Here is a 23,567-nt window from a genome sequence, read left to right as displayed (position 1 = left end):
AAATAGTAGTTAGTTTATTATTTTGCTAGTTCGGTTACAAGTTTTAATAGCTTAGGTCCGCCAAGAGGGCTGTAAGCTTGAGCTGGAATGGCTTCACATGGGACGCCCGCTTCGTCTGCAGATGCCTTAAAGCCATCGAAACGATGTTTAACTTGCGGAGCTACCATTGCAACATCCCAGCCATTTCGTACTTCTGCATCAAATTCTTGGGTGCCGACTGCCAATACTTCTAAGGTTACACCCTGTTTTTCCCCTTCCTTTTTTAAAGCGCTTACAACGATTGCACTAGACATTCCACCTGAACATACGAATAATACCTTCATTATTTGTTCCTCCAATTTTTTTATTTTTTTTATAAAAAGCGTTAAATCGTTTTTCTTATGAATCCTTGTGCCTTCACTAAACGATTTGAAGCTTCTTCATACGATACATTCGTTAAAATCATGACAATTGCAATTTTAGGCTGGGCATGTGCCTTTTCTAAAAATTCATCTGCAATTTCATAGCTACAGTCAGTAGCGTCCATAATAATACGTTTTGCACGTTCAACTAGCTTTTCATTAGTCAGCTGTAAATCTACCATTAAATTACCATAAACTTTTCCAACTCCGACCATTGAGGCGGTGGAAAGCATGTTGCATACTAACTTTTGCGATGTTCCAGCTTTTAAACGTGTAGAACCCGTCAGGACTTCAGGCCCGTTTACAACTTCAATTGCAACTTTTGCAATCCTACCTATCTCAGAACCTTTGTTACAGCTTATAGAAACAGTCCCTGCACCAACTTGATTGGCATATTCCAATCCAGCAATAACATATGGAGTGCGTCCACTAGCCGCAATGCCCACTACAACATCCCTGTTTGTTAATTCGATTTTCTTTAAATCTTCAGGACCTAATTCAAAACTGTCTTCAGCACCTTCAACCGCCTTAATGAAAGCCTTTTCCCCACCAGCTATAAGACCCACAACTTCACTCGGATCGGTATTGAATGTTGGGGGACATTCTACTGCATCCAATAAACCGATGCGCCCACTTGTTCCTGCACCCATGTAAATTAATCTGCCGTTTTTATTCATAGCTTCAACGATCATCTCCACCGCTTTAGAAATTTGCGGAAGTTCTTTTTTTACACAATGGGCAACTTTAATGTCTTCTTCATTCATTACCTCTAAAAATTCAAGTGTTCCCATCTCATCTAAACTCATGGTCTTTTCATTACGACGCTCTGTCGTTAAATGCTCTAGCATACATATCATCCTTTTTTATTTCAGTGGTGAAAGTGGTGAAACTTTTTTAGCTATACAGAATATATCACTATTAAAAATTAATTTCAATATTGTGTATACATTTTTAAAAATTAATTTTAAAATAAATGTAAGGTACCTAAATGATTGTTATCTTTCTACTAAAAATTAAAAATGTAAACCGACTAGCCATTTTATGAACCAAACCTACGATTCTTTTTATTGTTAGATCTTGTCTCACTATTCATAGATGACAAATTCATATATTCATTATTTGTTAACGCTTACAAATAATTAAATATAAATATTAGTAATGAAATGAGGTTGTACTATTGATGAATGAAAGAATTACAAAGAAAAAATTTGGTTCATTGGCGCTAGCCGCTTTGGTGGGAGGATCACTTCTCTTTCCAGCTGATTTGATTGCAAATGCAGAATCTGGGACTATCCCTCAGCAAACGACTTATGTAAAACAGGAACTGCGCGCAACTTGGATTGCAAGTGTGTTAAATATTGACTGGCCTTCCAAACCTGGTTTATCCATATCAGCACAGAAAGAAGAATTCATAAAATATTTGGATGAACAAAAAGCAATGGGGATGAATGCTGTCGTTATGCAAATTAAACCCACTGCTGATGCTTTTTATCCTTCTGAATACGGTCTTTGGTCAAAATATTTAACAGGAGTCCAAGGAAAAGATCCTGGGTATGACCCTCTTGCATTCATGGTAGAAGCAGCACATGAGCGTAATATGGAATTTCATGCGTGGTTTAATCCATACCGCATTACTATGCCTTTAGGTAAAACAGCTGAAATATCGGATATTGATAATCTTCCAGAATCTCATCCTGCTAGAAAGCACCCGGATTGGGTCATACCATATGGACAACAATTGTACTTTGACCCAGGCATTCCTGGCGTACAACGGTTTGTGATCGATGGAATAATGGAAGTTGTTAAGAATTATGATATCGATGCAGTCCATATGGACGATTATTTCTATCCTTACAAGATTGCAGGAGTTCCTTTCCCAGATGAACATTCCTATCAAAAATATGGAGAAGATAGATTTACAAATGTAGAAGATTGGCGCAGGGATAATGTAAATAACCTTGTTAAGCATATAAATGAAGAAATCAAGGCAGAAAAATCATATGTGAAGTTTGGTATAAGTCCATTTGGAGTTTGGCGCAACAAAGCAGTTGATCCCACAGGATCTGACACTGCCGCTGGACAAACGAATTATGATGATTTATATGCGGATACCAGAACGTGGATCAATAATGGATACATTGATTATATTGCCCCTCAATTATATTGGAATATAGGACTGCCGGTAGCTGACTATGCCAAACTTCTTGATTGGTGGACAAAAGAAGTCGAAGGTAAAAATGTTCAACTCTATATTGGACAAGGAGACTATAAAATTAATACAGAGTCCAATGGTGTACAAAACTGGTTTAATCCTGAAGAAATGCCAAACCAGTTAAAACTGAACCGAACATATAAGGAATTTGATGGAAGCATGCATTTCAGTGCCAAAGATTTACGGAAAAACCCCCTTGGGATAGCGGATCGCTTAAGCGAGGATATTTATAAGCATCCCGCATTGGTTCCAGCCATGCCTTGGATTGATGATCATGCCCCAAAGGCTCCAAAGGTGAGCAAGGCCACACAAGCAGGAGATGGAATACAATTTGAAATTCAAGATCACAAGCAATCAGATGCATCCTATTATGCCATTTATCGTTTTGAAGGGAAGAAAAAAGGAAACATAGAAGACTCAACGAATTTACTTGCCACAGTGCATAAAGAAAATAAACGTCAATTGTTTAATGACGGCAGTGTAGAAAAAGGAAAGACTTACACATATGTTGTGACTGCCTTAGACCGTACCCACAATGAAAGCAAACAAACCAAACAGATTAATATAAAAGTAAAATAATCTTCAAGAAATAGCTTTACAGTTCAAGAGACGCATGTCGTGAACAATGAACGTAAGGTATCCATTAAACAAAATGTTAGAAATGGTCTTATCTTAGTATCATACACTGTTGCATATGATGCTAAATCATGATTATAAAAGAATTGAAGTAGGTGACATGACGATGTACATAGTTGGATTAATGTCCGGAACATCTCTGGATGGAATTGATGCGGCACTTGTTCGGGTGAATAATAGTGGACTCGAGACTGAAATGGAAATGATTGAGTTCATGACATGCCCTTTTCCAAAAGATATTGAAAAAGAAATTATGCAGTCTTTATCTGCAGACACATCCAATGTGCAGTTAATATGCAGTTTGAATTTTAAATTAGGAAAATTATTTGCCAATGCGGTAAAGGAAGTTTGTCATAAAGCAAGATTTCCCATTAATAAACTGGATCTAATAGGATCCCATGGACAAACCATTTACCATCAGCCTTTAAAGGAACAAAATTATATACCCTCCACTTTGCAAATCGGGGAAGCGGCAGTAATTGCTCACGATACAAACACACTTGTAATCTCTAATTTTCGTACGATGGACATGGCTGCTGGTGGACAAGGAGCTCCTCTTGTTCCCTTTACCGAATACATTCTTTATAGAAGTGAAGCGAAGGGAAGATTACTTCAAAACATAGGTGGCATTGGAAATGTAACCGTCTTACCCAAGCAAGCATCTCTGAATGACATGTATGCTTTTGATACAGGGCCTGGGAATATGATCATTGATGAAGTATGCCGCCAATTGTTCAATATAAGCTATGATGAAGGTGGTAACATAGCTAAACAAGGACAAATTAATGACGAACTTTTATCTTATTGTATCAGTCATCCTTATATTATGAGCCCTCCACCAAAATCGACTGGTAGAGAATTGTTTGGCAAGCAATATGTAGTAAAACTATTAAAGATGTTTGAATCACTTCCAAGTCAAGATATTTTAGCAACAGTAACGATGTTTACAGCAAAGTCCATTGTGGAGAACTATCGAAATTTCATCTTTCCAAAAACCAATATTGAAGAAGTGATTATTGGCGGCGGTGGCAGCTACAACAAAACGTTATTAAATATGATTCAATCACTGCTTGGAAATTCTATTCAAGTCTTGACTCAAGAAGAGTTGGGATACTCTTCTGAAGCGAAAGAAGCGGTGGCCTTTGCATTACTTGCAAATGAGACTTTCCATGGTAATGCAAGTAACGTTCCCAAGGCTACGGGTGCTGACTTCGATGTCATCCTTGGAAACATGACCTTCCCTCCTTCACATCTGAAGGAACGTAAAAATGCTTTTTAACTATTGTAAAAGAGTAGAAGGCACATCGATAGTTGATGTGCCTTCTACTCTTTTTTTTTGCCAGCAGAATCATGGCGGACTCTTCTATTTATACTGGCCTAGCAGCATGGATACATACTTCACTTCTAAATATTCATCCATGCCGTAGTGTCCCCCTTCTCTGCCTAAACCACTTTCCTTCATGCCTCCAAATGGTGCTTGAGCAGTGGATGGGGCACTGTCATTAATACCGACAATCCCATATTCTAGTCCATCCGAATAGGCAACTGCCTTATTTAGTGACTCGGTATACACATAAGCTGCCAAGCCAAAATTCGTGTTATTGGCCCGATCTATCGCTTCTTGATCGGTTTTGAATGTACTGACTGGCGCAATTGGCCCAAACGTTTCTTCCTGCATGCACAGCATATCATCCGTTACATTGGAAAGTATGGCTGGTGCGATAAAATAACCGTGTTTTTCATCGACTTTTGAGGTTTTATGGATGATAGCCCCTTTACTTGCAGCATCCTCTAATTGAAGCTGAACTTTTTTTACTGCGTCTCCATCTATCAATGGACCAAGATCATTTCCGTCCATTCCATTTCCAACCTTCAAAGTTAAAACGGCTTCTTCAAAAGCTTGTAAAAATGGCTGTTCAATTTTCTCATGGACGAATATTCTGTTAGCGCAAATACATGTTTGTCCAGCATTCCTGAATTTCGATTGAATCAAACCTTTTACTGCTTCTTCGATATTCGCATCCTCAGCAATGATGAAGGGAGCCAGTCCACCGAGTTCAAGCGACACCTTTTTTACTGTTTCTGCCGCCTTTTTCATTAGATGTTTCCCTACAGGAGTGGAGCCAGTAAAAGTGATCTTTTTAACACGTGAATCATTCATCCACACGTCTGACACATCTCCCGGTTTTTGTGTGGTTACAATATTTATCACACCGGCCGGAATGCCTGCTTCATGGGCACATCCTACTAATAGCAAAGCGGTCAAAGGCGTTTGTTCCGCGGGTTTGATGACCACGGTACATCCCGCAGCAAGTGCTGGTGCCACTTTCCTCGTGATCATGGCAGCAGGAAAATTCCACGGGGTAATGGCGGCAACGACACCGACTGCCTGCTTTTGCACTAAAATACGCTTTGAAGCAACGGAGGCTGGTATAATTTCCCCATAGTTACGCTTTGCTTCTTCAGCAAACCATTTCACGAAACTTGAAGCATATTTCATTTCACCTTTCGCCTCGGCCAATGGCTTACCTTGTTCCAATGTCATGATCGTTGCGATTTCATCCAGCCTGTTCTCAATGATCGTGTACCACTTCTCAAGTAATTCCGCCCTATGATATGCACTTGTTTTCGACCAAGTCAGAAAGGCAGCTTGAGCTGCATCCACAGCAGCCTTTGCCTCTTTTTCGTTAGCGTCCGGAACATAGCCCACAGGCTCCAATGTTGCTGGATTTTCAACTACAAAATGATGCTCTGTATGAATGGGTTCGCCGTTTATATAAATTGGCCATTTCTCCACTACTTTTTTCATCCTGCTTTAATCTCCTCTTCTTCTTCTTCATGATCTGTAAAAGTATTATCATTTTCACCTTTGAAAAAGTCCTTTCCATATATTAGGGCACATAATAGGATTCCTGCTGCAAAAGCCATTCCAGCACCTTTTATAACAAGGATGGCAGCAACGACCCCTGCAATTCCCAAGTCGCGTTGGCTCTTCGCCTGCATAACACCGACGCGTACGCTAACATATCCTTGAACCAAAAGCGTCAAGGCCAAGGCCACACCGAGAATTGGTTCAACCAAGCTGACGACCGGCAATAAGAATAATCCTGTATTCGTACCCCAACGGAATGAGCCAGCACCACCGAAGAAAGAATTCATGGCTTTCTTGCCATTCTTGAACCGTTCCACTACCACGACCTGCATGGCTGCCCACAACGGACCGCACATTGTAATATCAGGTCCGATAAAACTCATGATTACATTTCGGCCACCAAAAATTAAATGAGCTCTGTTTGGATTATAGTCCACTTTTTCATCCTCCCTGACCTCATCGGATTCAGAAAGCAACGCTTTTGTTTTCAGCACATCCCCGAATACGACTAAATAAGTAGCAAAAACAGCTGGAATCGCACTTAAAAAGAAGGTCATGGCAGGAAAACCTAATCCGAAAACAGTATAGTCCGACCAAAGCGTAGCAAAATCCGGACTGCTGAATCCCCATTGAATATCAGGCCATTTTGCTTCTCCAAAAATTGGGGCTACAAAGACCGCAAGCAAGATAGCTGGCAATATCCCTAAATTGCCTATGAATACCCAAACTTTATTTCGTATTTTTAATTTTCCAAAACTTTTCGAGAAAAGTAGATAAAAGGCAAAGCCGATACAAATGCTTATTGTATAAGGAAATAAATCAAACTTTCCACCCACTTCGAAAATGGAAACGACAGCACCAATTCCCGCTCCTAAAATAATGCCTGATTTAATTGCATTCGGCACTAATCGAACGACCTTACTGGCAAGTCCGGTCATTCCAAGCAATATCGATAAAATACCTAATGTTAATTGAAACGCAACGAGTGCATAGACCCGATCAGGCCCTTCCGGAAATTGCCCGACGAACAATACAAGCATGGAACCGCAGGTGTAATCCAACCTGGTATAACTGGGTCCCCGAGTAAATGATGTGCCAAATATAATAATCCATTCAAGACAACAACGGCTAGAGCTACATCAAAAGGCATACCCAGATGGTCTGCAAGCAGTGTAATCGCTCCAAGGTCAACTGCACACATCAATAAGCCTTGAACATAGTCAGGCCACTCAAAACGATAATGGACAAATGGAAGTCTAATTTTAAAAGGTCCCGCAGGTATATACGATGTCTCTTCTCCGTAGCGACGGTTTTTCCATTTCATATTGTTTCCTCCACTTAAAAGCCATAGGCTGAACGGTATATTTTTTCGATATCCCGAACGTTTAATGCACGGGGATTATTGCGAAGTAAACGAACTTGTTTGATGGCTTCGGCAGCCATTTCACTTAAAGCAGATTCAGGAATGTCAAATTCACTTAGTGACTCAGGTATATCCACGTAACGACATATTCTGGTCATCGCTTCTATAGCTTTATCAGCTGCCTCATCATCATTTAAATGATTGACTTTCTCTCCAAGTGCTTCAGCAATGTCACGGAATCTTTCCAAACATGCAATTTTATTCCACTTCATCACAAATGGCAGTAATAATGAATTGCTGACTCCATGTGATAAATGGAAGCGGCCTCCAAGCGGATAAGCTAAGGCATGGACAGCTCCAACACCGGCATTTCCAAAAGCTAACCCTGCCATTAGGCTTCCAGTGATCATGGCTTCCCGTGCTTCCAAATTAGCTGGCGCAGCATAAGCCTTTGGTAAATTTACAGCGATTAATTTCATTGCCCCCATTGCCAAGGCATCCGTAACGGGCGAAGCAAATTTGGAAATATAAGCTTCGACCGCATGAACAAGTGCATCCACTCCACTCGCAGCCGTCACACTTGGCGGGCAAGTCAGCGTCATGACGGGTGATACAATCGCAACATCCGGTAAAAGATACGAACTTACAATTCCCTTCTTAACCTGTTCTTTCTTGTCCGATAAAATTGAAATATTCGTCACTTCAGAGCCGGTTCCGGCCGTTGTCGGTATGGCAATTAAAGGTAGTCCTGGAACTTCAATCAAGTTCGTACCGAAATAAGTCTCGATGCTACCCGAATTCGTAGCCATGACGGAAGAGGCTTTCGCAATATCCATCGCACTCCCACCGCCTACCGCAATCAGTCCATCATGTTTTCCATCCCTGATTGACTGTACACATTGCTCAACGATTTCAATTTCCGGTTCAGGATTCACATCCGAAAAAATACCGTATGCTGAAGAAAGTAAATCCTCAACCTTTTGCACAACCCCAGCACCCACTAAAATTTTATCTGTAACTATCAACGGATTCTTCATCCCTAATCGCGTAACCTCATCAGTCAGCTGTTGTAAAGAATCTGCTCCTGTCACCAATTTGTTAGCCATTGAAAAAATAGAAATATTCATGGTTATCTCCCCTTTCATGTTTTTACTAATGCAGGAATCATGCCAAAGTGAAAACGCTTAATTTACAAGGGGACAACCTTTTTTTCATGGGTAACAGTAGAAATAACGAGTAGAAATCAAATCAAAAAAACTAATTCGATTCGTTTTCTAATCGAATGTGAAATTTTTTCATTTTTTGCACCAAAGAGCTTTGACTTATATCCAAAGAGATGGCAGCCGCCCTTGTAGTCCCATATTTTTTCATCGCATTCAGGATCAGGGAACGCTCCAGCTCGGAAACGGCTTCCTTCAAAGAATGTGTTGTAGGTTTTTTTGATAAGACCGGCTGGATGAACGAAGGTAAATTAGGCAAATCAATCGTATCATCATAAGTCGTGACGACCAGTCGCTCTGCAAGACTCGCAAGCTCACGTATATTACCAGGCCACGAATAGTTCGTCAGCCATTCATAGCATTCCGGTGTCATCTTTTTCTTTTCATTATATTTTTCATTGAATTTTTTCAAATACATTTCTAAAAGTGGGATCGTTTCTTCCTTTCGCTGGCGTAAGGGTGGCACTTCAAAGGATACGATATTAAGCCTGTAATATAGATCTTCGCGGAAAGATCCCTCTTGAACGAGGGAGGCCAAATCGCGATGAGTGGCAGTAATTAATCTGACATCCACTTCTTTCATTTCGGTAGAACCCACTCTCATAAACTTGTTTTCTTCTACCACTTTCAAAAGTTTTACCTGTAACTCTAAAGGTAAATCCCCAATTTCGTCCAAAAATAACGTGCCACCATTCACTTTCTCGAAAATCCCCATTTTCCCATTCTTAAGGGATCCGGTAAATGCCCCTGGCTCATATCCAAAAAGTTCAGATTCCACCAAGTTTGCCGGGATGGCTCCGCAATTTAATTCAAGGAAAATTTTTTCCTTCCGGGAGCTTTTGGCATGTATGTACTTGGCGATTAAACTCTTACCTACTCCCGTTTCTCCCTGTAACAAGATCTTCGCTTCCGTTTTAGCTACTTTATCAGCCAGCTTGAATAAAGGAGTTGTAGAAGGCCCAATGATTATTTCCTGCAAATTCACCTGTTCCGAGCCAGGCAATAATTGAGAAATAGGTTGGAAAGATAACTTTTGGCTGTCGATCGTATATTTCATCCGGATTAATTCAGTTATATCCCTAACACTATTTATGACAAATATGACTTCATTCTGTGGCGATAGAATTGGTGTGGCCGAAACGATAATCTTTCTTCCATTTCGAATTCTTTGTGTTAAAGTAACTTGATTCTTCGTTCGAATAGAGTCCAATGAAGCAGAAACGGATATCATACCCTGCTCAATTAAATAACTCATCGGTTTTCCGATAATTTCCTCTTCTCTTATTCCGGTAATACGCTGATAAGCTTGATTGATATATAATGTCGTTCCTTCCCCATCCGTGATATACACGCCATCATACAGGGCATTAAATACAACCCTGCATAGATCACTCTCGAAGAATGCTTGAAATTGTTCATATGGTATTGAGTAATTTCGTAAATTTTGTAGCGGTGCATTCACAGTAATGAAATGGGAAATAGGCTTCGTCAAATCACTCTGCTGTACTGCCGCAGATAACGCTTCTATTGTCAGAAAGCCGATGAAATCTTCCGAATCGTCCAACACTTCCACTTCATTACTTCCGATGGGAAAACTTGAAATCGCTTCCTCCACTGTCATATCCGAATAAAACTTTTTCATCAATATCCACTCCTACCGTGATCCCTGACTGGTCTTTAACATTTGATAGAACGCTTCCTCCTTGATTGGAGTACTCTTTGATAGTCTAGTCTACTTCCTCTCCTTTTCATATTAAAGAAAGGCAATGAGCATTATTCTTATTAACTTATTTTGTGAGCATTATGTAATGTCTCTTCCTTTTTAATGATACTATGTACGGCAAACAACGACACCAAGAATAAATGCTACACCGGTAAAGACGATTCAATCTCATATGCTATTTCTGATTAAAAGCGATAAATAGCATGGGTATGTTACTTTTATCATATCAATGGTGTTTTTTATGCTCAAATCCATTTTCACTCATCACAGGAAAACTTGTCCTCATAAGAAGTTTGAAAAAACCTAATCCGTATTTGGATTAGGTTTCAGACTATAGTCAAACTCGATGAAAATCGAGTTTGACTATAGTTTTTTTATGACTTGTAAAATCTGATCGTTGATTGGAACGTAGGCCACTCGCTTTCCGCGGGCAGTCTTTGCGCCTGCGGGGTCTCCTTTGCCACGCTTTTCCCACAGGAGTCTCGTACCTTCCACTCCAATCAACTTTGTTCTAACAGTTAGATAGAACCCTTTCTCCTACAGTCTTTTTAAAATAGAAGGTTAAAACTTGGGGTGATGAGGATGCTTTTTAAACATGATTCTACTCAGCAAGAACAACTAGAAATGATTACTTTAGACCAACTGGTTTAAGAGAACCATTTGGTTCGTAAAATTGAGGCTGTCATTGATTAACCTTGGACAAAATTTCAAATTGGGTGCGGAATTTTTTACTTCCGCACCCCTTTGGTTTGATTATGGTAAGTTGTTTGTTTCCTCTATAATCTAATGCTTAATTTGGAAACCAGCCGACCGGTTTTACATCGAGATTAATGTTGATTTGTTTAATTTCCTGGTATTCATCCAAGCCGTATTTTCCTAAACTGCGTCCAATCCCGCTCTGTTTGTAACCGCCCCATGGCGCCTCGACATATGTTGGATGATAATCATTTACCCATGTGATGCCTGCCCGTACTTTCTTGATCACGCGCAATCCTTTTGCCCCATCGTTAGTGAAGACGCCGCCTGCAAGTCCGTAGTCTGTATCATTTGCAAGTTTAATAGCTTCTGCTTCATCTTTAAACTTTTGGATGACAACGACTGGACCGAAGATTTCCTCTTGTACGATGCGCATGTCAGGTGTTACATCGGTGAAGACAGTCGGTGCAATGAAGTATCCTTTGTCAAGGCCGTCATCAACAAGACGGTAACCGCCTGCTGCAAGTGTCGCACCTTCCTGTTTCCCGATTTCAATATAGTTCAAAATGCTATTCATTTGCGCTTCGCTGACAATTGCCCCCATGTTGCTGTCTTCCGCAAGGCCAGGTCCTACTTTGATTTTATTTGCGCGTTCCACATAGCGTTTTACATATTCATCATAAATACTTTCTTCAACTAGAATTCGGCTACCTGATGAACATACTTGGCCAGCACCGAAGAAGATCCCAAATAATCCGTAATCTACGGCTGTCTCTAAATCTGCATCTGCAAAAACGATGTTAGGCGATTTACCGCCAAGCTCAAGGGAAATTTTCTTTAAGTTGCCCGCAGCCGCTTTCATGATAGAGCGGCCAACATCCGTACTTCCTGTAAATGAAACAATGTCAACATCCTTGCTTTCTGCAATGGTTTGACCGACAACAGTGCCGCGGCCCATCACCATATTAGCCACACCTTTAGGGATGCCTACTTCCTCTAGTATTTCAAATAATTTCATTGCAGTTACAGGTGTCAATTCAGCCGGTTTATATACAATGGTGTTACCTGCCGCAAGGGCCGGTGCGATTTTCCAGACACTCATTAAAAGAGGGAAATTCCAAGGTACAATCAAACCGGCTACACCTACTGGCTCACGAACAACCATCGCTTGCACGGGAGCGGGAACTTGGTAAGTTTCACCTTCTGGATGAAGGATCAAGCCAGCGTAGTAACGGAAACACGCGGCGGCATCGGCAATATCGAAACCCGCCTCTGCTTTAAGTTTCCCGTTGTCCATTGTTTCAAGAATCGTTAACTCTTCCGCACGTTCATCAATTTTATCCGCAATTTTATATAGGTAGGAAGCACGCTCCTGTGCTGTTAGGCCTGACCAGATTCCACTTTCAAAAGCTGCTTTCGCTACTGAGATTGCATTTTCTGTATCTTCCTTGGTAGCACGCGGAGCCCTTGCAATGACTTCCTGTGTCGCAGGATTAATTACCGGGATTACTTCATTTGAAGATGAGTTCTGCCACTTACCGTCGATGTAATTTTTAAGCTCTAAAACTGCCGTTTCTAAAATTGTCATGTTTTATGCCTCCGGTTTTCATTATTATTTTTTTGATTTTACCTGTACGGAATCGTTAAAGTTTTAAGACAAGTCTGTCGTCCTTCGCACGTGAGCAGCAAGTCAGGATTGACTTGCGTGTTTGACGGTTTTCATCGCTAAGGAAGTTATCCCGGTGATCCACTTCACCTTCTGCAACATCTATCTCACAACTTCCGCACCCGCCCACTTTACAAGAATAAGGTGCATCAATTCCTTCCCTTAAAAGCGCATCAAGCAGTGTTTCACCCTCATGAACGTGGATGGATCTATCGCTATCTGTAAGGTCGACAATGAAAGGATCTTGCGGCCCGTCATTTTTTGTCGCAAATAATTCGAAGTGGATCGCGTGTTCCGGATAACCATATGAACTGGCAGCTTTTCGATACTCTTGTACCATCTCGAGTGGTCCGCAAAAATATACATGTGTGCCAATGCGATGATCCATCATCGTCTCTGGCAACATTCTGCGTTTGTCTTCTGCCTGCGAAAAATAAAAGGTGCATTGATCAGGATATTTGGCCTTCAAAAAATCGTAAAAAGCACATAATTCCGGTGTGCGTGCAGCATAATGGAGTTCGAAGGTTTGCCCTTCGGCAGCCATGTCTTCCATCATTGCCAGAAATGGGGTGATGCCAATTCCAGCTGCATAAAAAGCATGATGCTTAGCTCGAAAGCTGAGAGGGAAGTTGTTTTTAGGGAAACTGACTTCCAACCTGGAATCCACCTTTACATGTTCATGCCAGAAAGCGGAACCTCCGCGTGACGTCTCATCACGCCGAATGGAAATTGAATATTTTTTACGGTCCCTTGGGTTGCTGATAAGGGAATATTCTCTCTCGAATATCGTATCCCCGGCCGGCATGAAAGTGGTCAAATGCGAACCGCCTGTAAATGCAGGCAACGGTTTTCCATCAACTGGAATTAACTCGAACTGTTTCACGAATGGAGTTTCTTGAATGATCTTATTTACTTTCATTTGAATATTTCCTACTACCCGCATGATGTTCAGCTCCCTACTTCTTCTTCTTTTCCGATTGGGATGAATGGGTAACCAATATAGCCTTCCCGAACGATTGAATAAAAAGGACCTATTTCAAGACTGGCTCTGCAATGGTCACACTCTGCAATCTCTGCATCTTCTTCGACTTCCGACACTTCGAAACATTTCATGCAATATACGTAACGTCGTTTAGGCCCGATAATCACCGTCTGAATCTCAGCTTCAGATAGACCAGCTTCCACCCCGAGCGAGAAGACCATTACGGCATTGTTCCATGCAGCCGCAATATAAAATTGGGTGCCCATTTTTTGTGACAAGATGACTCTCTTAATCTCCTCTTTATTTTCCATTCCGTTAATGGAAAGACATTCAAAAGGGACTGTACCTGTGATTTCAGAAATGAAACTTTTCGCCTTTTCATATCCGGCTTGATCAGAAATGACGACAAACTTTCTTCGTTCATTCCGAGGAGTAAATTGATTTACGATCGTAATGGATTTATCAAACAATACTGGACTATTGTACAAGGCCCTATCCTCCTACTTTTATTTATCTTCGCTTTTTTGTTTTTCATCAACACGCCTCAAATATTCGACCGATTGCGGAAGAAACGGGGCAATTCCTTTGTATTCAGCCATAGGTTCCGGAATATCCTGCAGTACGCTATATGTCAGATCAAACCACTCCTTGCGCATTGTTAAATCCTCCAGTGGCAGGAACTGCGTATTCAATACGAATAAAATGGCGTTGCTTCGTGGCATGCGATAAAATTTTTGTTCTTCAACACGCAAACGAACAAGTTCACCTGCATTTTTCGGTGTTATCCCTGAGCGCTGCGGTCCCCATACATCCATCGTTTCATAGTTGACATCCCAACGGTTCGCCATCAGGTTCCAGTTAATGCGTGTCCATGGCTTTCCTGGCTCGATGGATAATAAAAACTTACGAACGCGATCTGCCAGTTCATCACCTTTCCGCGATACAAATGGAACAGGTGCATGGATTTCATCAAAGGACATGCCTTTATTCCAGTTAGCAGAGAAGAGTGCGGCGTATGAAACTTGCCCCACTTCCAAATAGAAATTACTATCGCGATGAACCATTAAAACAAAATCATTGTGGAAATGGCGGCCTATATAATCAAGCGGCTCATTTGGAAGCGTGCTGGCATCGCCATACACGAATGAATCGGATTCCCCGAAAATGTGGTTCTTGAAAGTCCAATTGTCTCCATCTTTAATGACCTCGAAATGCTCCGGATAGCGATCGGTTGCCATTTCGATAAGCATTTCCAATACTTCCCATTGAATTTCTAATGTGTGTGAAAAAGATTGAAACCTTATATGCGGCTGTTCTTGAAGGAGACGACGCTTCGTTTCCACTTGGAGTCTGTATTCTGGTGTAACTTCAATACAGTTAATGTTTGAGAGTCTTTTCAAGTCGTTTGAATAACGATAGTTACCTGAAGTGAATGGAAATGGGAATGTATCTAAATCAGTTGTTTTGAAATCTAAACTTTGTGTAAACATTGAAAAATCTCCTCTCGTTCCCTAGATTCTTTAAAGTGCGTTTTTTTCTATTTAGCTTCCTTTAATTCAACGGATGGACGCTCCATGTCAACTTCAAAACGGAAAATGTATTTAGATGAAACATAATAGGTGACTAAAGCGACAAAGTATGTTGGAATTCCGGCAGCCGTATAAAGGAAAAAGTCACTTGCTTCAAAAGTCAATGGATTATAGAGTGCCCAGTAAACGATCGTCCCTATGACCACCGTGAGAACGGCAGACGGGTTAATGCCTTTCCAATAGGTATAAGAGCCTTGTGTGTCATACAAATCCCTAATCGAAATGCGTTGGCGCTTTACAAAAAAGTAATCTGCAACGACAATGCCGCCAAGAACAGCCATAATAAAAGAAATGACAGCAATGAATGAACCAAATGCATCGTAGAACGTTGAGCTTAGAAGTAAGAATATAGTCGGTACGGTTGTACCCATCGCAATCATCCATGACTTTTTCGGGAATACAGTTTTAAAGCTGACAGCTTGTGAGTACATAAGGAAAATGGCTGCACCGACATTCCCTACTGAAAGTAAAATCAATCCAATGAATCCGCCCCAACTTCCTGCGATTGAAAACATCCAGTCAGAAGGATTAAGTGATCCAGTGACTAATGCAGCAAGTGCCCCAACTAAAGCAGCGATACAGACGATGATTCCATAGCTGTAGAATCCTGCTTTGAATGCGCCTCCTTCTGTTTTAGATAAACGGCTGTATTGGCCAAGGTACGGAAGCCATGAAAAGCCTAGACCGATATTTAATTCCAGGGCTGTCGCGAATGATCGAGAAGTCGTTTCAAACGGTTCAGAAGGAAGTATATTGGCAACTTTCGTGAATCCCTGTCCAAACAAGACTATTGCGAGAAGGCCAAACATGAGAACCATAAAAACCGGAACGGCTACTGCGGTATATTTTTGAATCGCTACCGGTCCCCTCACCGTTACAAGAAATGCACAGATAAAGAGTAAAATCGAGAAAAACGGCGCTCCCGTTGCTTGGCTTGAGAAAATGGCGGGCATCCCCATCCAATTAGCAGCCTCTGCTAACGCCTGTCCAGACATAAAAAGCGCAATGGAAATGTAGCCGAGAGTTAAAATAAGAAAAACAAAGAAAAAGATATTGGATCCTAGATACCCTAGTGAACTTCGAAACCCTACAAAAGTGTCTATGCCATAACGCGCAAAATAAAGGGTAATGGGAACAATCAACAGCATAGGGAAGGCGTTACCGAATAAAATCGCTGCAAGTGACTGCTTCGCATCAAGCATTGTACCTGTGTATCCACCAGTTAACAGCCCAAAAGATGAGAGGCCAATAACAACCTGAACTAAAATTAAATCCCGAAGATTAAAAATCCGGTCATTTTTACTTGCCGGTAAAAAGCCAAAGGCCACATCCTTTGAAATGGAGGAATTCTCTTTACTCACACGCTTCTCTCCCAACTATAAAATAATGATTGTATTGCTTGTAAATAAGGCTGTTATTGTTTTGGGTGATCTAAACAACACTACTTTTAAACAAGTGAATAGACGAGGTAAACGATGATTAAAATCATGAAAAAAATAGAACCTGTCGCATCCTTCCATTTCATTTTGTCGATTTTCACGGCTTCTTCCTGCTCATACGCATTGATCCGCTCATTCAAATCTGAATATAGATTTTTAATAAAGGGATCTTCTGAATTGATATTCTGTTGAAACTGATTCTCTTTATTCAAAATCGCTTCTCCCTCCTTTGCAATCATGCTTTCTAGTCCCTTCTCTTTACTTTATTGCAATAACCATGCCAATTAGAAACACTATGCTAACAGGGTTTTCAATAGGAAGAATATTCATTTTTGAAACTATTGAACAATTGTGAAATTTCTGTAATATAAAAACTAGGAAGTTAAATGAAAGGCAGGTAGACATAAATGGATCACTTCACCTCTGCACTCTTGTCTATTTACGATCACCTTATTGTGACAGATAATAATGGCACCATACTGAAATCGATTGGAACAGGGAACTCATTATTCCATACAGTCAAATCCGCTAATGTCGGTGGTTCCATCAAGGATGTTGAACAAGATTTATTTTCTACAAGCTTAGCAGAAGAGGTAATGGGCAAAAATGAAAAAAGATCTTTCATGCAGCCCTCATGGCAGGGTCCAGAAATGCTGATGACGGCCTACCCGATTGAATCTGGGGCATGGGTCTGGGCCTACAAGGAAATTAAAGACTCTTATCCAGATACATCAATGGGGCATTCGGGGCCTTTGTTGGAATCAAAGAAGCCATCTTTTCCATTTGTAATCCGCAGTAAACCCATGCTTGATGTTCTTCATAAAATGCAAATGGTTTGTGATGTCAGCGCAACAGTCCTTTTATTGGGGGAATCCGGTGTAGGAAAGGAAATAGCCGCCAGGGCCATACATAATATGGGTAACAGAAGCGACGGTCCATTTATACCTGTCAATTGCGGCGCCATCCCGGAAAACTTGATTGAAAGCGAACTGTTTGGCTACGTAGAAGGGGCTTTTACCAGCGCACGGAAAGACGGCGCCAAAGGGAAATTCACACTGGCCCATAAGGGTATCTTATTCTTGGATGAAGTGGGCGAGTTACCGCTTAACGTACAGGTAAAACTGCTTCGCGTCCTTCAGGAACGCGTGGTCACACCAATAGGAAGTACGACCTCACACCCTGTTGATATTCAAGTGATTGCCGCAACAAATAAATCGCTCGAAAAAATGGTGAAAAAAGGTGAATTTCGAGAAGACTTATATTATCGTCTTCATGTCGTACCTATCCATCTTCCGCCGCTTAGGAATCGTGTAGATGAAATCCCTCACCTGGTTCAATTTTTTTTACAAAAGTACAATACACTATACAATCGAAATGTAGCCTTCACCCCGGATGCAATCGACTTGCTATGTATCTATCAATGGCCCGGTAACGTGCGCGAACTTGAAAATACAGTTGAGAGGCTTGTGATTACAAGCGGAATACCGGAAGTGGATGTTGCTTTGGTTAAAGAGGTCCTCCCATTTAAAGGGCCCAAACCCACTTCACTACCTGTTATCGATTTTCTAATGCCTTTGCAAGAAGCAGTCGAACTTGTGGAGGAACAACTGATCAACATGGCAATGGAACAATACAAATCATTAAAACTAGCGGCAAAGGTATTGGAAGTTAGCCAGCCGACGATGAGTAGGAAATATAAAAAATTACGTAATAAAATTGAAGAGGCACGCTTTTCACCAGTGAATAAACGGGCCATTTTAGAAGAACAAATAAATCAACGGCTTCGTTCCGTTGCCGCTGTAACCGCAGCCATCATTCCAGCTGAAGAGGTTATCAGTCTCCAAAAAAATATGAACCGACAAACTTCCTATTCCCAGAAATTAAAACAAAAGCTTACCATGATTCAAGAAAAGGAAGGCGTAATTGAATGGGTCTTTATATTTATCATGACTGAGGATGGACGTCTGATTCACCTCGTTGCAGACAAAGGCTTTGTAATTGAACCGGGGGAAGAATATATTGGTCCCCCGGAAATGGTTAATGTCGCTTACCAGGCGTTTAATGGTAAAGCGGGTGTTACTCCCATATACGAAGACAGGTACGGTGAGTGGAAAACAAGCTTTGCGCCAATTATTGATGATGACGGCAATATCGTTGCTATTGTAGGATGTGATTACAGCAAAGCCTATTTCAATTCGGAAATGCAACGTCTCCGTAAGCAACTCAATATACATGTTTGATTTCAGGATGCAGTCATGCAGGATCAAACCGTTTGGGGACTAAAGCAAAAAAAAGAAAAGCTGATAACAGGAGCCTTCTTGAACAGGCTTTTGCAGTCAGCTTTTTCGTTATTTTCTTCCATATACGTCATGAACGTTTTGAAGGAATTAAGATAGCATTAACGCCAGCCATTTCCGGATCCAACTGATTTTTCTTTATATTATATCTGTTCTTCTACTATCCTACCTTATAGTGGTTTTACGATCTTTCTCCAAGTAGCTCGTTAACACAGTACTTCAACGTTAAATCCTCCAGGCGCTTCTACATAGAACGTATATCTGTGTAAGTGTTTTGGAGGTTTCACCATGAATCCATCATCCTTCAACCGTTGATTGATCCTGTTAACTTGCTCTTCATTTTCTTGTATGAATCCAACATGAAAAGTCTTGGGGTATTGTACATCGCTTCCTTTCATTAGTGTCAATATGGATCCATCATCATCTTTCATTGCGGCGAACCCATCGCCTCGGCTTCCTGCACATGACAATCCAAAGTATCTTTCTAAAAACTCCCTTGATGCTGTAACATCATTAACTGTTAAATTTATATGATTGATCTTCATTACTTCCCCCAATTTTAATATTATTGTTTTATTTCCGTCTCTCGGTAAAAAAGTTAATTTTCCATAGGCTCGTTGTGATGCTGTTAGTCACTTTGTAATCAGACATGTTAATTCTCCCTTCCTATTTTGTAAGGTATTCCTTCTTTTTCGTAAAAATGTCAATATTATCCTTTCGATTCAGTAAATAATCATCCAAGTTACCGCAATTACAAGATTTAAAAAGGCCAACCAGTGAAAACTGGCTAGCCTTTGGTGTAACTCTATTACAATATTTTTTCATTTTCAAAGTTAGTGTTTGACTCTACTTTCTTAGCCAATTTAAATTTATAGAATAATATACAGGCTATCAAAAATCCTATCCCATAAAACAGTCCGACTCGTTGAGTAGGATCAAAGGCAAGGAATACTAGAATCAGCAAACAAAAGCCTAAACAAAACAACGGGACAAATGGGTAAAAGGGTACTATGTATTGTAAATCTTCCGTTTTACCACCCGCTTTTATAAATTTCCTTCTAAACATATATTGCGATAAAGCAATTCCCATCCATGAGATCGTGACGGAAATACCCGCTATGGACATAAGTATCACGAACACTGTATCGGCCGCAATGAAGCTAGTCAATAACGATAGGAGCGAAAAACAGATCGTAAAAAGAAGGGCATTCAATGGCACTTTCCTCTTGGATAATAGACCAAACACCTTGGGTGCCATTCCGTCATGAGCCATCGACCAAAGTAACCTTGTGGATGCATAAAGACATGAATTCCCCACAGAAAGAATGGCTGTCAAAATAATAAAATTCATGATACCTGCTGCATAAGGAATCCCGGCTATCTTCATCAAAGTTACAAAAGGACTTTCCAATAAGCCTAATTCCGAAGAAGGGAATATGGCGGAAAGGATGATAATGGACGAAATGTAGAAAATAATGATTCTAAATAGTACGTTTCGAATGGCTTTAGGGATATTCTCTTCAGGTTTTTCACTTTCCCCTGCCGCTATTCCTATTAGTTCTGAGCCTTGATAAGAAAATATTACATTCATCATTGTCACAAAGATGATTGTAATCCCCCCTGCTGGAAATAGACCAGAAGGAGCCAAATTCTCAAAGAATGGGGTTGGACGATCAGATAAAGAGACAAAACCAAAGATGCCCGCGATTCCAATCAAGATAAACAAAATCACTGCAACGATTTTTATTCCAGCGAACCAATATTCCGCCTCTGCAAAACCTCTTGTCGTTAATGCATTCAAAGTAAATAAAAGCACTATGAACACAGCACACCAAATCCAGGTAGGACTATTGGGGAACCATTGTTTCATCAAAATTCCTGCAGCCGTGAACTCAACTCCTGCTGTTGCGGCTGAACCTACGAAATACATCCATCCTAGAGAGAAACCAGCGGAAGGCCCTATATATTCGGCAGCATATTTCTGGAAAGAACCTGTAACCGGCATATGAACGGCTAGCTCGCCAAGGCAGACCATTACCATATACAAAATAAGACCGCCGGCTAGATAACCGACCAGGGCCCCTCCTGCCCCCGCTTGGTTAATTGTATAGCCTGCATTTAAAAAAAGGCCTGTACCAATTACGCCGCCGAGTGACAGCATAAATAAATGGCGTCTTTTCATTGTGCGCTGCAGCTGATCATTATTCTCCAGTCCATACCCCATGTAATCACTTCCTTATCTTATCTATTATCCTATGCCTTGCCTTCTCCTAAACTATCTTAGAACCTCAAAGAGAGACAACTAAGTCCGCCATCTTGTTTTTGAAATTCAGTCATCTCCACTTCAATCACTGTGTATCCCAAATCTTCAATTTTTTTCTTTGTACCATCAAACCCTTTAGGGACAATAACGCAGTCGTTCATTCTGACGCAGTTACCCGAATATTCTTCTTCCTGTTTTACGATTATTTGATTGAATCCAGAAAAAGCCTCGTGATCAATGAATTCCCCGGCCACTAATAAATTATTGTCTCCCAGGTAATTGACACCCGTTTTTAAATGAAAGAACTTCTTAAGGGGAATGATGGTCGTATCATAACCATACTTAGTCATAATATCCTTGAACTGAAGAGCACCTGCTTCATTTGTTCTCGTTGAAAGGCCAACATAGAAGTGATCTTCAACTTGCATTACATCTCCGCCATCTAACATACCTGGAGATTGAATATATTCGATTGTGTCATAAAAGTCCTTTAAAACTTCTTTCATTTCATTAATCTCACCATTCCGGCTTTCTGCACCAGGATTGGTTACAAGGGCACATTTTGGCGTCAACACGGCTGTATCTTCCACAAACGTAGAATCAGGGTGTCTCTCATCCGATTCGAGAACGGTCACTTTCACACCGCAGCGCTTTAATGCTTCTACATAAGCCTCGTGTTGTACAAGAGCTTTTTCATAATCCGGGTTTCCTAAATCCGATGTTGTTAAGCCATTTACAAAACTTGTTCCAATCTTCCTTACAATCGCGTGTTTAAACATATATATTCCTCCTAAATAGGTAGCTTATTTTTTGAAAATGTAGGATATTAACCCTTTTGAACCAGCCGTTCTTTAAATGAATTTCTTTTCATCACTTTGCTGCACTTAACTATTCCAGAAGCGGAAACCATGGAAAAATAGTCATGATAGGGAGAAAAGACAACCGAAAGCTTCTCTTAAACTATAACGGATGTCTCTTCCAGCCAAATGCTTTAACAATTATTTTGGTGACCGCATAATTTATCCACTATTCCTACAAAATATCTTACTCCATACCCTAAAGCCTTCTCATCGATTTTAAATTTAGGATGGTGTAAAGGGTAAGCTTTTCCAAACTCATCATTATGAACGCCTAAAAATTGCATGGAAGAGGGTACGATTTCGGAAAAAGCCGAAAAATCTTCTGTCCCGAACATAGGGTCATCAACCTGGATGATATTATCACCTTCAAAAATACCTTCCATGACCGTTCTTGATATATCGACAGCTGCTTTATCATTTACCACGGCTGGATACCCTAAATACCAAGTAATATCACATTTTGCCCCATGCGTTTCTGAAATCCCCTTAACGATTTGCTCTAGATACTCCCTTGCTTTCAATCGGCTATCAGAGTCTAAGGAACGAATGGTACCACCGATTTCCGCATATTCAGGTATGACATTGAGCGCACTACCTGAATGGAACTGAGTGACTGAAATGACGGGTGTCCTAAGAGCTGAAATTTTTCTGGAAACGATATGTTGAAGATTCGTAGTAATTTCTGCACCAATGAGTAGCGGATCTACCGTTAATTCCGGAGTCGAGGCATGACCGCCCTGACCAATAATTTTAATTTCAAAATCATCGGCTGCTGCACAGAATACCCCTTCCCTTAAACATATTGTTCCTGTTCGTTCATAAGGAGTAACATGCAGTGCAAATGCATAATCCACTCCTTCCATGACCCCTTTTTTCACCAATTCCTGAGCTCCCCCTGGCAGAACTTCTTCGGCGTGTTGGAAAATAAACCTGATTTCTCCATCAATCGCATCTTTTTTCCCAGAGAGGACTTTAGCAGCACCTAATAACATCGCAGCATGTGCATCATGTCCGCATGCATGCATAACCCCAGGATTTTTTGATTTATATTCAATTTCAGCTTCTTCCTGAATCGGAAGTGCATCAATATCTGCACGAAAGGCGATGGTATTCGATTTTTGGGCAGATTTTTTAGCTCCTTTAAGAACCGCTAAAACGCTCGTTTCGGTAGGTCTCGTCACTTCTAATCCTGTAAAGGTTTTTAATTTCCTATAAATGAATTCAGAAGTCTGGTGCTCCTGATAAGAGAGCTCCGGATTTTCGTGAAAATGACGTCTCCATGAAATCACTTCATCGACAACTGTCTCCTGTATTGTCTTCATCAAAAATGCCTCCTTCAACACTTAGT

At 40.7% G+C, this 23,567-nt stretch carries 19 protein-coding genes and 1 pseudogene; 4 read left to right on the top strand and 16 right to left on the bottom strand.

Going from position 1 to position 23,567, the window contains the following annotated elements; translation table 11 throughout:
• Nucleotides 1–17: 17 nt before the first annotated feature.
• Together BS1321_RS23265 and murQ are read right to left on the bottom strand one after the other, a co-directional pair.
• Nucleotides 18–323, bottom strand: coding sequence for a PTS sugar transporter subunit IIB (locus BS1321_RS23265; protein WP_063233328.1), 306 nt, complete (start codon nucleotides 321–323; stop codon nucleotides 18–20).
• A gap of 41 nt (nucleotides 324–364) precedes the next feature.
• The gene (gene murQ, locus BS1321_RS23260) at nucleotides 365–1,249 is read right to left on the bottom strand and encodes an N-acetylmuramic acid 6-phosphate etherase (RefSeq protein WP_063233327.1); all 885 of its coding nucleotides are present in this window, start codon (nucleotides 1,247–1,249) and stop codon (nucleotides 365–367) included.
• A gap of 332 nt (nucleotides 1,250–1,581) precedes the next feature.
• On the opposite strand from murQ, the gene BS1321_RS23255 reads away from it, so the two are divergent.
• A complete protein-coding gene (locus BS1321_RS23255; protein ID WP_081112919.1) occupies nucleotides 1,582–3,192 on the top strand; it encodes a glycoside hydrolase family 10-like protein in 1,611 nt (536 codons plus the stop codon).
• A gap of 163 nt (nucleotides 3,193–3,355) precedes the next feature.
• Nucleotides 3,356–4,528, top strand: coding sequence for an anhydro-N-acetylmuramic acid kinase AnmK (gene anmK, locus BS1321_RS23250; RefSeq protein ID WP_063233326.1), 1,173 nt, complete (start codon nucleotides 3,356–3,358; stop codon nucleotides 4,526–4,528).
• Between the two features lie 84 nt (nucleotides 4,529–4,612).
• Here the strand turns inward: anmK and BS1321_RS23245 are convergent, their stop codons facing one another.
• From BS1321_RS23245 to BS1321_RS23200, 10 genes and pseudogenes are all read right to left on the bottom strand, one after another.
• Nucleotides 4,613–6,058, bottom strand: coding sequence for an NAD-dependent succinate-semialdehyde dehydrogenase (locus BS1321_RS23245; protein WP_063233325.1), 1,446 nt, complete (start codon nucleotides 6,056–6,058; stop codon nucleotides 4,613–4,615).
• Nucleotides 6,055–7,445 (bottom strand): annotated as a pseudogene (locus tag BS1321_RS23240) (hypothetical protein). Before BS1321_RS23240 ends, BS1321_RS23245 begins: the two are co-directional and overlap by 4 nt.
• A 14-nt stretch (nucleotides 7,446–7,459) precedes the next feature.
• Nucleotides 7,460–8,611: an iron-containing alcohol dehydrogenase gene (locus BS1321_RS23235; protein WP_063233324.1), complete on the bottom strand. Its 1,152-nt coding sequence runs from the start codon at nucleotides 8,609–8,611 to the stop codon at nucleotides 7,460–7,462.
• Nucleotides 8,612–8,741: 130 nt separating this feature from the next.
• The gene (locus tag BS1321_RS23230; RefSeq protein WP_063233323.1) at nucleotides 8,742–10,346 is read right to left on the bottom strand and encodes a sigma-54 interaction domain-containing protein; all 1,605 of its coding nucleotides are present in this window, start codon (nucleotides 10,344–10,346) and stop codon (nucleotides 8,742–8,744) included.
• A gap of 871 nt (nucleotides 10,347–11,217) precedes the next feature.
• Nucleotides 11,218–12,711 carry an aldehyde dehydrogenase family protein gene (locus tag BS1321_RS23225; RefSeq protein WP_063233322.1) on the bottom strand — a complete coding sequence of 498 codons (1,494 nt, stop codon included), beginning with the start codon at nucleotides 12,709–12,711 and terminating at the stop codon, nucleotides 11,218–11,220.
• A 55-nt stretch (nucleotides 12,712–12,766) separates the two neighbouring features.
• Nucleotides 12,767–13,708: a PDR/VanB family oxidoreductase gene (locus BS1321_RS23220; RefSeq protein WP_063233354.1), complete on the bottom strand. Its 942-nt coding sequence runs from the start codon at nucleotides 13,706–13,708 to the stop codon at nucleotides 12,767–12,769.
• A gap of 29 nt (nucleotides 13,709–13,737) precedes the next feature.
• Nucleotides 13,738–14,259 (bottom strand): hypothetical protein, encoded by a 522-nt coding sequence (locus BS1321_RS23215; RefSeq protein WP_063233321.1) that lies wholly within the window; start codon nucleotides 14,257–14,259, stop codon nucleotides 13,738–13,740.
• 18 nt (nucleotides 14,260–14,277) lie between these two features.
• Nucleotides 14,278–15,261 carry a heme-dependent oxidative N-demethylase family protein gene (locus tag BS1321_RS23210; protein ID WP_063233320.1) on the bottom strand — a complete coding sequence of 328 codons (984 nt, stop codon included), beginning with the start codon at nucleotides 15,259–15,261 and terminating at the stop codon, nucleotides 14,278–14,280.
• Between the two features lie 47 nt (nucleotides 15,262–15,308).
• On the bottom strand, nucleotides 15,309–16,721 hold the full coding sequence (locus BS1321_RS23205; protein ID WP_063233319.1) for a purine-cytosine permease family protein: 1,413 nt from the start codon (nucleotides 16,719–16,721) through the stop codon (nucleotides 15,309–15,311).
• 86 nt (nucleotides 16,722–16,807) lie between these two features.
• Nucleotides 16,808–17,038, bottom strand: a complete 231-nt coding sequence (locus BS1321_RS23200; RefSeq protein ID WP_063233318.1) for a hypothetical protein — start codon at nucleotides 17,036–17,038, stop codon at nucleotides 16,808–16,810.
• Between the two features lie 168 nt (nucleotides 17,039–17,206).
• On the opposite strand from BS1321_RS23200, the gene BS1321_RS23195 reads away from it, so the two are divergent.
• The gene (locus tag BS1321_RS23195) at nucleotides 17,207–19,039 is read left to right on the top strand and encodes a sigma 54-interacting transcriptional regulator (RefSeq protein WP_063233317.1); all 1,833 of its coding nucleotides are present in this window, start codon (nucleotides 17,207–17,209) and stop codon (nucleotides 19,037–19,039) included.
• 32 nt (nucleotides 19,040–19,071) lie between these two features.
• Nucleotides 19,072–19,227: a hypothetical protein gene (locus BS1321_RS27645; RefSeq protein ID WP_155726467.1), complete on the top strand. Its 156-nt coding sequence runs from the start codon at nucleotides 19,072–19,074 to the stop codon at nucleotides 19,225–19,227.
• 75 nt (nucleotides 19,228–19,302) lie between these two features.
• Here BS1321_RS27645 and BS1321_RS23190 read toward each other — a convergent pair whose 3' ends face one another.
• From BS1321_RS23190 to BS1321_RS23175, 4 genes are all read right to left on the bottom strand, one after another.
• Entirely contained in the window at nucleotides 19,303–19,641 is a 339-nt protein-coding gene (locus tag BS1321_RS23190; protein WP_063233316.1) for a VOC family protein, read from the bottom strand.
• 263 nt (nucleotides 19,642–19,904) lie between these two features.
• Nucleotides 19,905–21,320, bottom strand: coding sequence for an amino acid permease (locus BS1321_RS23185; protein ID WP_063233315.1), 1,416 nt, complete (start codon nucleotides 21,318–21,320; stop codon nucleotides 19,905–19,907).
• Between the two features lie 56 nt (nucleotides 21,321–21,376).
• Complete coding sequence (locus tag BS1321_RS23180; protein WP_063233314.1) at nucleotides 21,377–22,138, bottom strand: dimethylarginine dimethylaminohydrolase family protein; 762 nt, start codon at nucleotides 22,136–22,138, stop codon at nucleotides 21,377–21,379.
• Nucleotides 22,139–22,350: 212 nt separating this feature from the next.
• Nucleotides 22,351–23,541, bottom strand: coding sequence for an amidohydrolase (locus tag BS1321_RS23175; RefSeq protein ID WP_063233313.1), 1,191 nt, complete (start codon nucleotides 23,539–23,541; stop codon nucleotides 22,351–22,353).
• Between the last annotated feature and the right edge of the window lie 26 nt (nucleotides 23,542–23,567).

It is taken from the genome of Peribacillus simplex NBRC 15720 = DSM 1321, assembly GCF_002243645.1.
GTDB classification, from domain to species: domain Bacteria; phylum Bacillota; class Bacilli; order Bacillales; family DSM-1321; genus Peribacillus; species Peribacillus simplex.
The sequence above is the reverse complement of the archived record's forward strand: the minus strand, read 5'-3'. Positions and strand labels throughout refer to the sequence as shown.